The sequence below is a fragment of the Pectobacterium sp. CHL-2024 genome (assembly GCF_044751765.1).
Lineage (GTDB): Bacteria > Pseudomonadota > Gammaproteobacteria > Enterobacterales > Enterobacteriaceae > Pectobacterium > Pectobacterium brasiliense.
In genome coordinates this window covers 90,290-102,616 of record NZ_JBIXKO010000005.1, presented here as the reverse complement: position 1 = coordinate 102,616, position 12,327 = coordinate 90,290, and the positions used below count along the sequence as shown (strand labels likewise).

13 protein-coding genes are annotated in these 12,327 nt (G+C 55.1%); 7 read left to right on the top strand and 6 right to left on the bottom strand.

Annotation, left to right across the window (positions count from 1 at the left end):
• The first annotated feature begins 112 nt into the window (after positions 1-112).
• From ACIPUG_RS10325 to ACIPUG_RS10305, 5 genes are all read left to right on the top strand, one after another.
• Entirely contained in the window at positions 113-1,135 is a 1,023-nt protein-coding gene (locus ACIPUG_RS10325) for a sulfonate ABC transporter substrate-binding protein (RefSeq protein WP_014917103.1), read from the top strand.
• A gap of 57 nt (positions 1,136-1,192) precedes the next feature.
• The gene (gene ssuD, locus ACIPUG_RS10320) at positions 1,193-2,335 is read left to right on the top strand and encodes an FMNH2-dependent alkanesulfonate monooxygenase (protein WP_400338333.1); all 1,143 of its coding nucleotides are present in this window, start codon (positions 1,193-1,195) and stop codon (positions 2,333-2,335) included.
• Positions 2,336-2,345: 10 nt separating this feature from the next.
• The gene (ssuC, locus tag ACIPUG_RS10315; protein WP_039281460.1) at positions 2,346-3,140 is read left to right on the top strand and encodes an aliphatic sulfonate ABC transporter permease SsuC; all 795 of its coding nucleotides are present in this window, start codon (positions 2,346-2,348) and stop codon (positions 3,138-3,140) included.
• Positions 3,137-3,937: an aliphatic sulfonates ABC transporter ATP-binding protein gene (gene ssuB, locus ACIPUG_RS10310; protein WP_039281457.1), complete on the top strand. Its 801-nt coding sequence runs from the start codon at positions 3,137-3,139 to the stop codon at positions 3,935-3,937. The genes ssuC and ssuB overlap by 4 nt, the downstream gene beginning before the upstream one ends.
• Positions 3,938-4,109: 172 nt before the next feature.
• A complete protein-coding gene (locus ACIPUG_RS10305) occupies positions 4,110-4,367 on the top strand; it encodes a YdgH/BhsA/McbA-like domain containing protein (protein ID WP_180789431.1) in 258 nt (85 codons plus the stop codon).
• 105 nt (positions 4,368-4,472) lie between these two features.
• On the opposite strand, the gene ACIPUG_RS10300 is transcribed toward ACIPUG_RS10305, so the two are convergent.
• The 5 genes from ACIPUG_RS10300 to dgoR form a co-directional block, all read right to left on the bottom strand.
• A complete protein-coding gene (locus ACIPUG_RS10300; RefSeq protein ID WP_039551726.1) occupies positions 4,473-5,762 on the bottom strand; it encodes an MFS transporter in 1,290 nt (429 codons plus the stop codon).
• 396 nt (positions 5,763-6,158) lie between these two features.
• Positions 6,159-7,307: a galactonate dehydratase gene (gene dgoD / locus ACIPUG_RS10295; protein ID WP_010281150.1), complete on the bottom strand. Its 1,149-nt coding sequence runs from the start codon at positions 7,305-7,307 to the stop codon at positions 6,159-6,161.
• Positions 7,304-7,921: a 2-dehydro-3-deoxy-6-phosphogalactonate aldolase gene (locus ACIPUG_RS10290; RefSeq protein WP_400338331.1), complete on the bottom strand. Its 618-nt coding sequence runs from the start codon at positions 7,919-7,921 to the stop codon at positions 7,304-7,306. Before ACIPUG_RS10290 ends, dgoD begins: the two co-directional genes overlap by 4 nt.
• Positions 7,905-8,801, bottom strand: coding sequence for a 2-dehydro-3-deoxygalactonokinase (locus ACIPUG_RS10285; RefSeq protein WP_400338330.1), 897 nt, complete (start codon positions 8,799-8,801; stop codon positions 7,905-7,907). The genes ACIPUG_RS10290 and ACIPUG_RS10285 overlap by 17 nt, the downstream gene beginning before the upstream one ends.
• The gene (gene dgoR / locus ACIPUG_RS10280) at positions 8,798-9,496 is read right to left on the bottom strand and encodes a D-galactonate utilization transcriptional regulator DgoR (RefSeq protein ID WP_005976717.1); all 699 of its coding nucleotides are present in this window, start codon (positions 9,494-9,496) and stop codon (positions 8,798-8,800) included. The genes ACIPUG_RS10285 and dgoR overlap by 4 nt, the downstream gene beginning before the upstream one ends.
• A gap of 321 nt (positions 9,497-9,817) precedes the next feature.
• Between dgoR and ACIPUG_RS10275 the strand changes: the two genes are divergently transcribed.
• Positions 9,818-10,204: a type II toxin-antitoxin system RelE/ParE family toxin gene (locus ACIPUG_RS10275; protein WP_205534288.1), complete on the top strand. Its 387-nt coding sequence runs from the start codon at positions 9,818-9,820 to the stop codon at positions 10,202-10,204.
• Positions 10,191-10,490: a helix-turn-helix domain-containing protein gene (locus ACIPUG_RS10270; RefSeq protein WP_010281167.1), complete on the top strand. Its 300-nt coding sequence runs from the start codon at positions 10,191-10,193 to the stop codon at positions 10,488-10,490. The genes ACIPUG_RS10275 and ACIPUG_RS10270 overlap by 14 nt, the downstream gene beginning before the upstream one ends.
• A gap of 36 nt (positions 10,491-10,526) precedes the next feature.
• Here ACIPUG_RS10270 and ACIPUG_RS10265 read toward each other — a convergent pair whose 3' ends face one another.
• The gene (locus ACIPUG_RS10265) at positions 10,527-12,326 is read right to left on the bottom strand and encodes an ABC transporter ATP-binding protein (protein ID WP_193397252.1); all 1,800 of its coding nucleotides are present in this window, start codon (positions 12,324-12,326) and stop codon (positions 10,527-10,529) included.
• Position 12,327 lies beyond the last annotated feature (1 nt).

Sequence of the window (12,327 nt, the reverse complement as noted above, 5' to 3'; positions counted from 1 at the left end):
AAACGACAAATTGAGATTTAAAAAGCCCGTCCTCCCCCTGCTATGTTTATCACCTGATGTTGCATTTTCTCGCTGTATTTTAATTTTTAGTTATAAGGGAGGGGTCATAAGCATGTCATTGATGATGAAAAAATCGGTCACGGAAGGACGTGGAGAAAACGCGCCATTGTGGAGCAACCTGACAGCGCGGCTACGCCGGCTCCCCGCTATTCTGGCCGCCAGCGCCCTGCTGCTCGTATCCGCCGCCGATGCACAGGACAGCGTGCCAACGCAGCTGCGCGTTGGCTATCAGAAAGGTTCGGTCAGTCTGGTGCTGGCAAAATCACACCAGTTGCTGGAAAAACAGTTCCCCAACACCAAAATCAGCTGGGTTGAATTCCCCGCCGGCCCGCAGATGCTGGAAGCGCTCAATGTGGGCAGCATCGATCTGGGCGGCACCGGTGATATCCCCCCTATTTTTGCGCAGGCCGCTGGCGCTGACCTGCTGTATGTCGGCGTGGAACCGCCTAAGCCTCAGGCCGAAGTGATTTTGGTGCGGGAAGACAGCCCGGTGAAAACCGTTGCTGACTTAAAAGGCCGCAAAGTCGCCTTCCAGAAAGGCTCCAGCGCACACAACACGCTGTTGCGAGCACTGCAACGCGACGGGCTGAAATTCACCGATATCAAACCGACCTACCTGACCCCGGCTGACGCCCGCGCGGCCTTCCAGCAAGGCAACGTCGATGCATGGGCAATCTGGGATCCCTACTATTCCGCCGCGCTGCTGGAAGGCGGCGTTCGCGTGCTGATCGACAGTAGCGGGCTGGAGAAAACCGGTTCCTTCTATCTGGCTGGCCGCCCTTACGCTGAGGCGCACGGCACCTTTATTCGTCAGGTTCTGGACGTGCTGACCAAAGCGGATGCCTTAACAATCAGCGACCGGGCGCAAAGCGTCACGCTGCTGGCAAACGCGGTAGGGCTGCCGGAAAAAGTGATTGAAACGGCGCTCGACCATCGTCCACCGACTACCGTCGAACCGCTGGATGCCGCCACGATCAAGGCCCAGCAATCCACGGCCGACCTGTTTTATGAAAATCGTCTGGTGCCGGTGAAGGTCAATATCGCAGAGCGCGTCTGGCGTCCTCAGGCGAACTAATTCGTCTGTCACACACCTTTTGTTTACCCAAACAAGACTGTTCAAGGAGTTCACACCATGAGTCTTAACGTATTCTGGTTTCTGCCCACCCACGGAGACGGTCGCTATCTTGGTAGCACCGAGGGCGCACGTCATGTTGACCACAGCTATCTGCAACAGGTGGCGCAAGCCGCCGAGCGGCAAGGATTTGGCGGCGTGCTGCTGCCGACGGGCCGCTCCTGCGAGGATTCCTGGCTGGTTGCGGCATCGCTCATTCCGGTGACGCAGCGGCTGAAATTTCTCGTCGCCCTACGCCCCGGCGTGATTTCCCCTACCATCGCCGCACGTCAGGCCGCCACGCTGGACAGGCTGTCTAACGGACGCGCGCTGTTCAATCTGGTGACCGGCGGCGACCCGGAAGAACTGGCCGCCGAAGGGCTGTTCCTCAGCCACGAAGAGCGCTACGAAGCCTCGGCGGAATTTACCCACATCTGGCGCAGGCTGCTGGAAGGCGAAACCGTCGATTTCGCAGGGAAACACATTCAGGTCAAAGACGCCAAACTGCTTTACCCGCCCGTGCAGCAGCCGCGTCCACCGCTCTACTTTGGTGGCTCTTCCGATGCGGCACAGAATCTGGCGGCAGAACAGGTCGATCTCTACCTGACGTGGGGCGAACCGCCTGAGCAGGTTAAAGAAAAGCTGGAGGAAGTCCGCGCCAAAGCGGCGGCACAGGGGCGTGAGGTTCGCTTCGGTATTCGCCTGCACGTCATCGTGCGGGAAACCACCGAGGAAGCCTGGCAGGCCGCCGATCGGCTGATTTCTCATCTGGATGAAAAAACCATCGCCGATGCACAGGCGGCGCTGGCGCGTTTCGACTCCGTCGGTCAGCAGCGCATGGCCGCCCTGCACGGCGGCAAAAAGGACAAGCTGGAGATCAGCCCGAATCTGTGGGCGGGCATTGGTCTGGTACGCGGCGGTGCGGGCACGGCGCTGGTTGGCGATGGCCCGACGGTGGCCGAGCGCATTCAGGAATACGCCGATCTTGGCATTGATACCTTTATTCTGTCCGGCTATCCACATCTGGAAGAGGCGTATCGCGTGGGTGAACTGCTGTTCCCGCACCTCGATCTGGCGCAGCAACCTACGCCGCTGCATACGGTGAACACCGCGGGAGAGCTGATTGCTAACCGCTATGTGCCGCGTAAAGTCTCGCAAAGCTGAGGAATCGATCATGGCAAGAACGCTCTCTTCACTGGCACAGCGCTTTGCACCTTTCCTGCTCCCCGTAACGCTGCTGGTTGCGTGGCAGGTATCCGTCGAGTTCGGTTGGCTATCTAACCGGATTCTGCCTGCGCCCAGTTCGGTGATTACCGCAGGCTGGTCGCTCATCTCTAGCGGCGAACTGTGGCAGCATCTGGCGATCAGCGGTTGGCGCGCCCTGATCGGGTTTGCTATCGGCGGCAGCATCGGATTGGTGCTTGGCTTTATCACCGGGCTGTCACGCTGGGGCGAGCGTCTGCTGGACAGTTCCGTGCAGATGATCCGCAACGTTCCCCATCTGGCGCTGATCCCGCTGGTCATTCTGTGGTTCGGCATTGATGAAGCGGCCAAGATCTTTCTGGTGGCGCTGGGCACGCTGTTCCCGATTTATCTCAACACCTATCACGGCATTAAAAACATCGATCGCGGCCTGCTGGAGATGGCGCGCAGCTATGGACTGTCCGGCTTGAGCCTATTCTCTCAGGTGGTGTTGCCCGGCGCGCTGCCGTCCATCATGGTCGGCATCCGCTTTGCGCTGGGCTTTATGTGGCTGACGCTGATCGTCGCGGAAACTATCTCTGCCAACTCCGGCATCGGCTACCTCGCCATGAACGCCCGTGAGTTCCTGCAAACGGACGTGGTCGTGGTCGCCATCATTCTTTACGCGCTGCTCGGCAAGCTGGCCGATGTCAGCGCTCAAGGGCTGGAGCGCATTTGGCTGCGCTGGAATCCGGCTTATCAAACCTCATCGGGGGACGCATCATGACCGCTTTTACCGATTCTGCAACGCACGCGCATTCACCGTCGCCGCTCACCAAGGGGACGCCGCTGGCTCTGGATGCTATCACCAAGCACTACGGCCACCGCACCGTACTGAATGATGTGCAACTACGCATTCCGTCCGGGCAATTTGTTGCCATCGTCGGTCGCAGCGGCTGCGGTAAAAGCACCCTGCTTCGCCTGCTCGCGGGTTTGGAAGCAGCCAGCAGCGGTGAGCTGCTGACCGGCACCGCGCCGCTCAGCAGTGCGAAAGACGACACACGACTGATGTTTCAGGAAGCACGGCTGCTACCGTGGAGAAAGGTGATCGATAATGTCGCGCTGGGACTGCACGGCAACTGGCGTGAAAAAGCGCAGGAGGCGCTATCCTCCGTCGGGCTGGCAGATCGCGCGAATGACTGGCCAGCCGCGCTGTCCGGTGGTCAGAAACAGCGCGTCGCGCTGGCACGCGCGCTCATTCACCATCCACGTTTGCTGCTGTTGGATGAACCGCTGGGGGCGCTGGATGCCTTGACCCGCATCGAGATGCAAAGCCTGATCGAAAATCTGTGGCTCCAACACGGGTTCACCGTACTGCTGGTGACGCACGATGTCTCCGAAGCTATTGCGCTGGCCGACCGGGTTATTCTGATCGAAGAAGGCCGCGTAGGACTGGACATCACGGTTGATTTGCCACGACCACGACGTCGTGGATCGGCTAAGCTGGCGGAACTGGAAGCCCGCGTGCTGGAACGTGTGCTGGCACCCACCTCACCGCCGTTGCCTCAGCAGGCGGCAATATAGCCTTCATTCTGGCGATCGAGACTGTGCATCTTATCGCCAGATTTAACATCAAAAATATTGACAGATATTCTCAAAACACTCCGTTTTCCCTTCTACCTGCATCGGCGTAATATCCTCTTCATCGAAAGGAAATGACCTTTCACTCCAAACAACATTGAATAGGATACATCACATGAAAAACGTAAAACTCTTCGCCGCTGCTGCCGTACTGTCTGCCCTGTCTTTTGGTACTTTCGCTGCCGATCAGGTCTCTTCACAACAGGCTCAGAGCCTGGAAAAAGTGGGTGTCGTTAGTGCTACCGCACACAGCCTGGATTCACTGCAAGCACAGCTGGCTCAGAAAGCAGAAAAAGCCGGTGCCAGCGCCTTCACCATTACGTCTGCAACGGGTGACAACCAACTGCGCGGCGTCGCCGTTATCTACAAATAATGGCTGCTGATAAACAGTCAAAAAATTAAACGGACTTTCCTCAACCAAGAGGAAAGTCCGTTTTTTATGGTTTTTCCAGAACCTACCGCACGCGAGTAACGAGCGTTAGCCTACACGCTTCACTTCACCCACCAGTAAGATGTAAGACAGTGCGCCGACCAGCGCTACGCCAGCAATATAGGTCAGCGCCGGAGCAAAACCATAATCCTGCGCCAGATAGCCAATAATCAATGGCACAGTGATACCGCCCAGACCGCCGACAAAGTTGAATACCCCGCCCGTCAGACCAATCAGGCGAATCGGTGCCAGCGACGACACCAGCGACCAGGTAATGGAAGCAAAGCCATTGCCAAAGAATGCCAGCGCCATCAACACCATAATCCATACCGGATCGTTGGTGTAGTTCGCCCCCATTATGCAGGTTGAAATTAGCAGCCCACAGATAATCGGCGTTTTACGCGCCAGACCAATCGATTTTCCGCTACGTACCAGACGGTCCGCCACAAACCCAGACAGCAGTACGCCAACGAATGCCGCCAGGAAAGGTACCGTCGTCATAAAGCCTGCCGTCAGTGCACTAATTTGTTTTTCCTGCGTCAGGTAGTTCGGGAACCACGTCAGGAAGAACCACAGCGTAGAGGTCACAGCAAACTGCCCGATATACACGCCGACCAGCTTGCGGTTAAACACCAGTTTCCAGTCGGCTGCCGTTAATGGCGTACGCGCTTTTTTCTCAGTCGGGGCATCACCATCAACGATACCGCCGCCTTCAGCAATGTAATCCAGCTCAGCCTGATTGATCCCTTTGCTTTTCTTCGGTGGCTGATAAACAAAGTGCCAGATAATTGCCCAGACAATGCCGACGCCGCCGGTAACAATGAACACCCAGTGCCAGCTCAGGATTTCCTGCAACCAGATGAGCAATGGCGTAAGAAATGCCAGACCAACAAACTGCCCTGACGTATAGAATCCAACGGCAGAAGCACGTTCTTGCTCAGGGAACCAACTGGTCACCATGCGGTTATTCGTCGGAAACGCAGGCGCTTCAAACAGCCCGGTCACCGCACGCAAACCAATCAATGACGCCAGACCCGTGGCGAAACCTTGCAGCAACGTGGCAATCGACCACCCCATGATGGCGATAAAATAGGTGACCTTTGAACCGACGCGGTCAAGGAACCAGCCGCCGGGTATTTGGCATAACGTATAGGTCCAGGCAAACGCAGAAAAGATATAGCCCATTTGTGTTTTTGTAATGCCGAACTCTTCCTGAATATGTGCCGACGCCACAGCCAGGTTGGCGCGATCCACATAGCAGATGACGACCGTAATAAAAATCATCAGCAAGGTGAAATAACGCCGTTTTGTAGGACGGGTAGTTAATGTCATATCCATCTTATGTTCCTGTTATTTATTAAACGGGCTGCGATATTTATCGCCCGCTATTTTTGAACGTTCAACAACACCAGCAGTTGGTATACTTTATTTTTTCTAATGAAATAAATAACCGCGCACGCTCACTATATTTCCCTATTTATAATGGCGTTTTATTTTTAATAATCCCGGTGGTGGCGTACTCATGATAAATGGAAGATTACTTTCCCCGACGCTAATAAAATAAAACAGTAATCCCTCACGAAATAATGTATTTCGTGATAATCCATGATTGCTCTATTCCGTCGTGCCGGGGAAATGCGTTATGTATTACTCGTTATTCAACACCTAACCTATTGTTTTCGTTATACCCTAAAATAATTCGAGTTGCAGGCAAGCCAACGCGAATGACGGGTGTTACCACTCGGCGACGGCACCATCAGGATAACGCCACACCGGGTTACGCCAGTCTGGCGCATTTTTACTACGTTCAATAACCAGTTCTTCATTAATTTCCACACCGAGGCCAGGCTTATTCAACGGATAGAAATGGCCGTCGGTCATGGCAAAGTCTTCTTTATTAATGACGTAATCCAACAGCTCGGCACCTTTATTATAATGGATGCCCATACTTTGCTCCTGCAATACGGCATTACGTGCCACAAAGTCGAGGTGCAAACAGGAAGCCAGTGCAATTGGACCTAATGGGCAGTGTGGTGCCAGCGCGACATCATAGGCTTCCGCCATGGCAGCAATTTTAAAGCACTCGGTAATACCGCCTGCGTGAGACAGGTCAGGCTGAATAATAGCCAGTCCGCCGTCTGCCAGCACGCGTTTGAAATCAAAGCGTGAGAACATACGCTCGCCCGCCGCAATCGGCAGGTGGGTTTGCGCTGCCAGACGAGGATAGTATTCCGCCTGTTCAGCCAGCACGGGTTCTTCAATAAACAGCGGACGGTACGGCTCCAGCTCTTTGATCAGGATTTTCGCCATCGGCGCATCCACACGACCGTGGAAATCCAGACCGAACTCGATGCTGTTACCAAAGGCTTCGCGAATTTCCGCGACCACGGCCACCGCCGCATCCACTTTGCGCGAGTTATCAATGATGCCCATCTCTTCACAGCCGTTCAGCTTGAAGGTATCGAAGCCAATGTCGGTCAGCTTCTTGATGCCTGCGATCACTTCGGAAGGACGATCGCCGCCCACCCAGCTGTAGGCTTTGATCTTATCGCGCACCAGTCCACCCAGTAACTGATAAACCGGTACACCCAGCGCCTTGCCTTTGATGTCCCACAATGCCTGATCGATACCCGCGATGGCGCTCATCAGAATCGGGCCGCCGCGGTAGAAGCCCGCGCGGTAAAGCACCTGCCAGATATCGTTGATGCGTGCCGGATCTTGCCCAATCAGATAGTCAGACAGCTCGTGAACGGCAGCTTCAACCGTACGTGCACGACCTTCGATCACTGGTTCGCCCCAGCCGACAATGCCTTCATCGGTTTCAATCTTCAGGAACATCCAGCGTGGCGGCAGCCGGTACGTGGTGATTTTGGTAATTTTCATTGAACAGCGTCCTTATAGGCGTTAACAAATGCATGTGCTTTTTGCGCGGTAACGTCAACCGACTGACCGGCTCGATACAGATCGCTGCCTAACCCGGCACCGATGCAGCCCGCACTAAGGTAATCCTTCAGGTTTTCAGGCGTGACGCCACCGACGGCAAAGACGGGAACGTCCTTTGGCAATACCGCTTTCAATGCCTTGATGTAGTCAGGCCCAAACGCGGATGACGGGAAAATTTTCAGCGATTGCGCACCCGCATCCAGCGCCGTGAAGACCTCCGTCGCAGTAGCACAGCCAGGGCACACCATCATGCCGTAACCCACTGCCCGACGAATCACTTCGGGGGAAATGTTGGGCGTAACCACTAACTTGCTACCAATTTCCTGTAATTTGTCGACATAGTCGGCTTTCAGTACCGTGCCAGCACCAATCAGGGCACGATCGCCAAAATGCTCTACCGCCAGTTGAATACTTTCATACGGGTTCGGCGAATTCAGCGGGATCTCTACCGCATCGAATCCGGCATCCAGCAGCGCTGCGACATGTTCCAGCACCTCGTCCGGCGTGATACCGCGCAGAATCGCAATCAAGGGAAGATTAGTATTCCAGCTCATTAACAATGCTCCTTATTCCTGCCTGAAAAGCCCGATCGCCATCCAGCTGCTGCCAGCGCAATCCAGCTTGTTGTAATGCTTTTTCGTAGCGCGTGGTCAGCGCAGGGGAGCCGATGAGTGTAATGCTGTCTCCGGCTGCCACCTGATAGTGGCGCTGCATTTGCGAGACTTCGTTGCCAATCAACAGCCCGGATAACCAGTCGCTCACGGCACTTTTCTCCAGACGCCCCAGCACATGCGCCGCGCGGGTTTCAAACAGGCAGCGGATGATATTGTCGTCGGCAAAGCCCAGTTCCAGCCCTTGCTGGAAAGCGGTAGAGGATGGCTGCTGCTCGGTCAGTCCCACACCAATGAGCGACTGTGTCATCAGCAGGTGATGCAGTTCACCGGTCATCACCGTGCGAAAATCCAGCACGTTGCTGTCATCAGCCCGCACCCATTTCGAGTGGGTTCCCGGCATTAAATAAAGAGAGGAAGGACATTCGCTATATGCGCCAATCAGCTGGGTTTCTTCACCGCGAATCACATTGCAGTTATCGTCCTTCGCAATACTCAGTCCCGGCACGATCCAGGTGACCAGCGGCTGAGCTTCTTCCACACGCGTCAGGCGATGGGCGACGTCCGTCAGGCGAGTCGGGCATGACAGATACGGCACGGAAAGCCAGCCCGCATTGCTGCCAATCATGCCCGCCATCACGACAGGCACGTTGTGCTGCTGCCACGGCGCAACGATCTGCTGAAAAACCTGCTGCGGTGTCTGACCGTTCAAACGCGTGACGCCCGCTTCAGACTTCACGCTGTCGATACAGACGCCGTCCAGATACAGCCACGCCCGCAGGTTGGTCGACCCCCAGTCAATGGCGATATAGCTTTCACTCATGTAATGTCCTTTAACCGTTTGGTCGAGCTGGCGATCATGGTCAACGCCGCCCGCTCTGCTGCTTCAATATCCTGATGCCGAATGGCATCGTAGAGATCCTGATGCTCACGCAATGTCCGTGGCATGTTGTCTTCGTCTGGCATATAGGTGCGCTCAAACACCGCACGCTGCAAGGAACTGATCGCGACGCTCAACTGCTGTAGTACCGGGTTATGCACCGCCGCTAATACCGCCTCATGGAAGCGAATATCCGCTTCATTAAATGCGTCACGATTCTGGTGATTGGAAATCATGTCATTCAGCGCCGCTTCAATTACCGCCAGCTCGCTTGAGGTCGCCCGTTCGGCAGCCCAGCGGGCAATCGTCGGCTCCACCAGATTACGTACTTCGCTCATCGCGCTGATCAGCCGTGGGTCGTAATCGCTTGCCAGAACCCATTGCAGAACGTCGGTATCCAGGTAATTCCACTGGTTACGCGCGGCCACAAACGCGCCGCGATACCGTTTCACTTCCACCAGCCTTTTCGCCATCAGCGCTCTGAACACTTCGCGAATGATGTTGCGCGAGGTCTGAAATTCTTCACACAGCTCAGCTTCTGCGGGTAACGGCGTACCCGGGGCATATTTCCCGCCGACGATCTGTTGGCCAATATCCAGAATGATGCGGTCGGTTTTGCTTAATTCTTGCTTATTCATCATCACCTCAACGAGACAAAACGGATTGATATCACTGCACTTACTTTACCCGCCATGCCGCCTGACGTCGTCGAACTGTTGCACAATAACCGCATCCTTCCCTCTTTTTCTGGCTTGATTGTAGTACCATTTATATGTGTTGTACTACAATCTGGATCACAAAACGGACAATCAATACAATTTAGCAACATCCCGCGTTACCGGATTTCAACATCCAGAGGGATTGGATCGAGCGAAAGTGGAAGGAGGCTCCATTATTCCTAACAAGGATTGCTTGCTAATATAGCCTGTGGGTTATAATGTATTTACGGCGTGTAGGACATGGAGGTTTACAGATTGGCATGGGAAATAGTCACACGGGCGCTATTTGATACATGGTTTGATGAGCAAACCGAAACGGTACAGGAAGAGGTTTTGGCACACCTCGTTATACTCGAAGAGGATGGCCCACAGCTAGGGCGACCACAAGTTGATCAGATTAAAGGCTCAAAATACAAAAATATGAAGGAGCTTCGAGTTCAGGTTGGCGGCCACCCATTCCGAACATTCTTCGCGTTTGACCGGACACGTAAAGCGATTGTTTTATGTGCGGGAGATAAGAAAGGCGAAGATGAAAAATTGTTCTACGAACGTATGATTAAGATCGCAGACGCTGAGTTTGCATCGCATCTGATATCACCGGAGGTAAAAGAAGATGGCGACGCTTAAAGAAATGATGGCTAAACGTTCACCGGAGAGCCGCGCCCGCATTGAAGCGCGCACGGCTGAGATCCGTCAGGAAATCACTTTAGCGAAACTACGCGAGGAGCTGAACATGTCGCAGACTCAGCTTGCGTTAGCATTGGGCGTCAAGCAGCCATCTATTGTTAAGATGGAGAAGGTCGAAAATGACCCAAAACTGTCAACGCTGAAACGCTATGTCACTGCCCTAGGCGGCAAGCTTACGCTAGATGTGACCTTGCCTGATGGTAAGCGTATCGCGCTTACTTTGTAATTAAGTCGTTCTGGATTTTCAGTAAGCGCAATTCGTTCACTCCAGAACGAAATGCCCCTCTCCGACTTGCTTATAGCGGCGTGCGGGAGGATGGAAATCAGGGGCGCGTACCGGACTGCGCAGTTCATCATTGGTGATATTGCGCACCGGGCGGGTGTCAGGATCCGGCACGGGCACCGCGGAAATCAGACGCCGGGTATAGTCATGCTGCGGATTGTCGAAGATCGCCGAACGTGGCCCGATCTCCACGATTTCACCGAGATACATCACCGCTACGCGGTGGCTGATTCGTTCGACAACGGCCATATCGTGCGAGATAAACAGGAATGAGAGCCCCAGCTTCTGCTGGAGATCCAGCATCAGGTTGATGACCTGCGCCTTGACGGACACATCCAGCGCCGACACCGATTCATCGGCAATAATCACTTTCGGCTCCAGCGCCAGCGCGCGGGCAATACAGACGCGCTGCCGCTGCCCGCCGGAGAACTGATGCGGGAAACGCGAAGCCATATCGCCGGATAATCCCACCTGTTCCAGCAGTTCGCTCACTCGCGCATTCACATTCTGTCGGGTCGCCAGACCGTGCAACAGCATCGGCTCGGCGATGGCTTCTCCTATCCGCATGCGCGGATTCAGGCTTTCATACGGATCCTGAAATACCATCTGAATCTGTCGCCGCGAATCCGTCAGCTCACGCTTATCCGCCGTCAGGATATTTTTTCCCAGCAGCTGAATGTCACCGCTGACGGCATCGTTGAGACGAATAATCGACCGACCCGTGGTCGATTTACCGCAGCCCGATTCCCCGACCAGCGCGAGCGTTTCTCCCGGCCAGAGATCGAACGAGACATTCTCCACCGCGTGAACGCGCCCAGACAGCCGACGGAAAAAGCCTGATCGGATATCAAATCGAGTAACCAGGTTTTTTACCGTCAGCACCGGCTCCTCGCCCGACACGGTGTTCACCGCCTCCGGCACCGGCTGGCGCTCGCCCGTTTTGAGATCGACCAGCGGAAAGCGCTGCGGCCATGCGCTACCGGACATCGAGCCTAATTTGGGCACGGCGGACAGCAGCATACGAGTGTAAGGCTGCTGCGGGTGATGAAAGATCTCCCGCGTGACGGCGTTTTCCACCATTTCGCCCTGATACATCACCAGCGTGCGGTCGGACACTTCCGCCACCACGCCCATGTCATGGGTAATAAACAGCACCGACATCCCTTCTTCTTCCTGAAGGGTTTTTATCAACGTCAGAATCTGTGCCTGAATCGTAACGTCCAGCGCCGTCGTCGGTTCGTCGGCAATCAGCAGCTTCGGGTGGCAGGCCAGCGCAATCGCAATCACCACGCGCTGGCGCATCCCGCCGGAGAAGCTCTGCGGATATTCGTTCAGCCGTGATTTAGCCGCCGGAATACGGACTTTTTCCAGCAGGCGCACCGCTTCGGCACGCGCTTCGGCTTTCCCCATGCCGCGATGGCGTCGCAGCACTTCCGTAATCTGGTAGCCAATCGGCAAGACCGGATTCAGGCTGGTCATCGGCTCCTGGAAAATCATGCCGATGCGGTTCCCGCGCACGTCCTGCATCGCCTTATTAGGGAGCGACAGTAGCTCGGTATCACCGAAATGAATCTGCCCCTCAACCCGGCTTTGGCCGGGCGGCAGCAAGCGCATGATGGATTTCGCCATCACGCTTTTCCCTGAACCGGATTCCCCCACCACGGCGACCGTTTCTTTCTCGCCAATCGTGAAGGACAAATCCCGCACCACGTTCATCCACTCGCCGTTCACCTGAAAGGCAGTGGTCAAATGCGAAACGGACATAATCGGCGCTGTCATG

Excerpts from the sequence above, each read along its gene's own strand:
- ACIPUG_RS10325 (WP_014917103.1), top strand. The coding sequence starts at position 113 with ATGTCATTGATGATGAAAAAATCGGTCACGGAAGGACGTGGAGAAAAC.
- ssuD (WP_400338333.1), top strand. The coding sequence starts at position 1,193 with ATGAGTCTTAACGTATTCTGGTTTCTGCCCACCCACGGAGACGGTCGC.
- ssuC (WP_039281460.1), top strand. The coding sequence starts at position 2,346 with ATGGCAAGAACGCTCTCTTCACTGGCACAGCGCTTTGCACCTTTCCTG.
- ssuB (WP_039281457.1), top strand. The coding sequence starts at position 3,137 with ATGACCGCTTTTACCGATTCTGCAACGCACGCGCATTCACCGTCGCCG.
- ACIPUG_RS10305 (WP_180789431.1), top strand. The coding sequence starts at position 4,110 with ATGAAAAACGTAAAACTCTTCGCCGCTGCTGCCGTACTGTCTGCCCTG.
- ACIPUG_RS10300 (WP_039551726.1), bottom strand. The coding sequence starts at position 5,762 with ATGGATATGACATTAACTACCCGTCCTACAAAACGGCGTTATTTCACC.
- dgoD (WP_010281150.1), bottom strand. The coding sequence starts at position 7,307 with ATGAAAATTACCAAAATCACCACGTACCGGCTGCCGCCACGCTGGATG.
- ACIPUG_RS10290 (WP_400338331.1), bottom strand. The coding sequence starts at position 7,921 with ATGAGCTGGAATACTAATCTTCCCTTGATTGCGATTCTGCGCGGTATC.
- ACIPUG_RS10285 (WP_400338330.1), bottom strand. The coding sequence starts at position 8,801 with ATGAGTGAAAGCTATATCGCCATTGACTGGGGGTCGACCAACCTGCGG.
- dgoR (WP_005976717.1), bottom strand. The coding sequence starts at position 9,496 with ATGAATAAGCAAGAATTAAGCAAAACCGACCGCATCATTCTGGATATT.
- ACIPUG_RS10275 (WP_205534288.1), top strand. The coding sequence starts at position 9,818 with ATGGAGGTTTACAGATTGGCATGGGAAATAGTCACACGGGCGCTATTT.
- ACIPUG_RS10270 (WP_010281167.1), top strand. The coding sequence starts at position 10,191 with ATGGCGACGCTTAAAGAAATGATGGCTAAACGTTCACCGGAGAGCCGC.
- ACIPUG_RS10265 (WP_193397252.1), bottom strand. The coding sequence starts at position 12,326 with ATGACAGCGCCGATTATGTCCGTTTCGCATTTGACCACTGCCTTTCAG.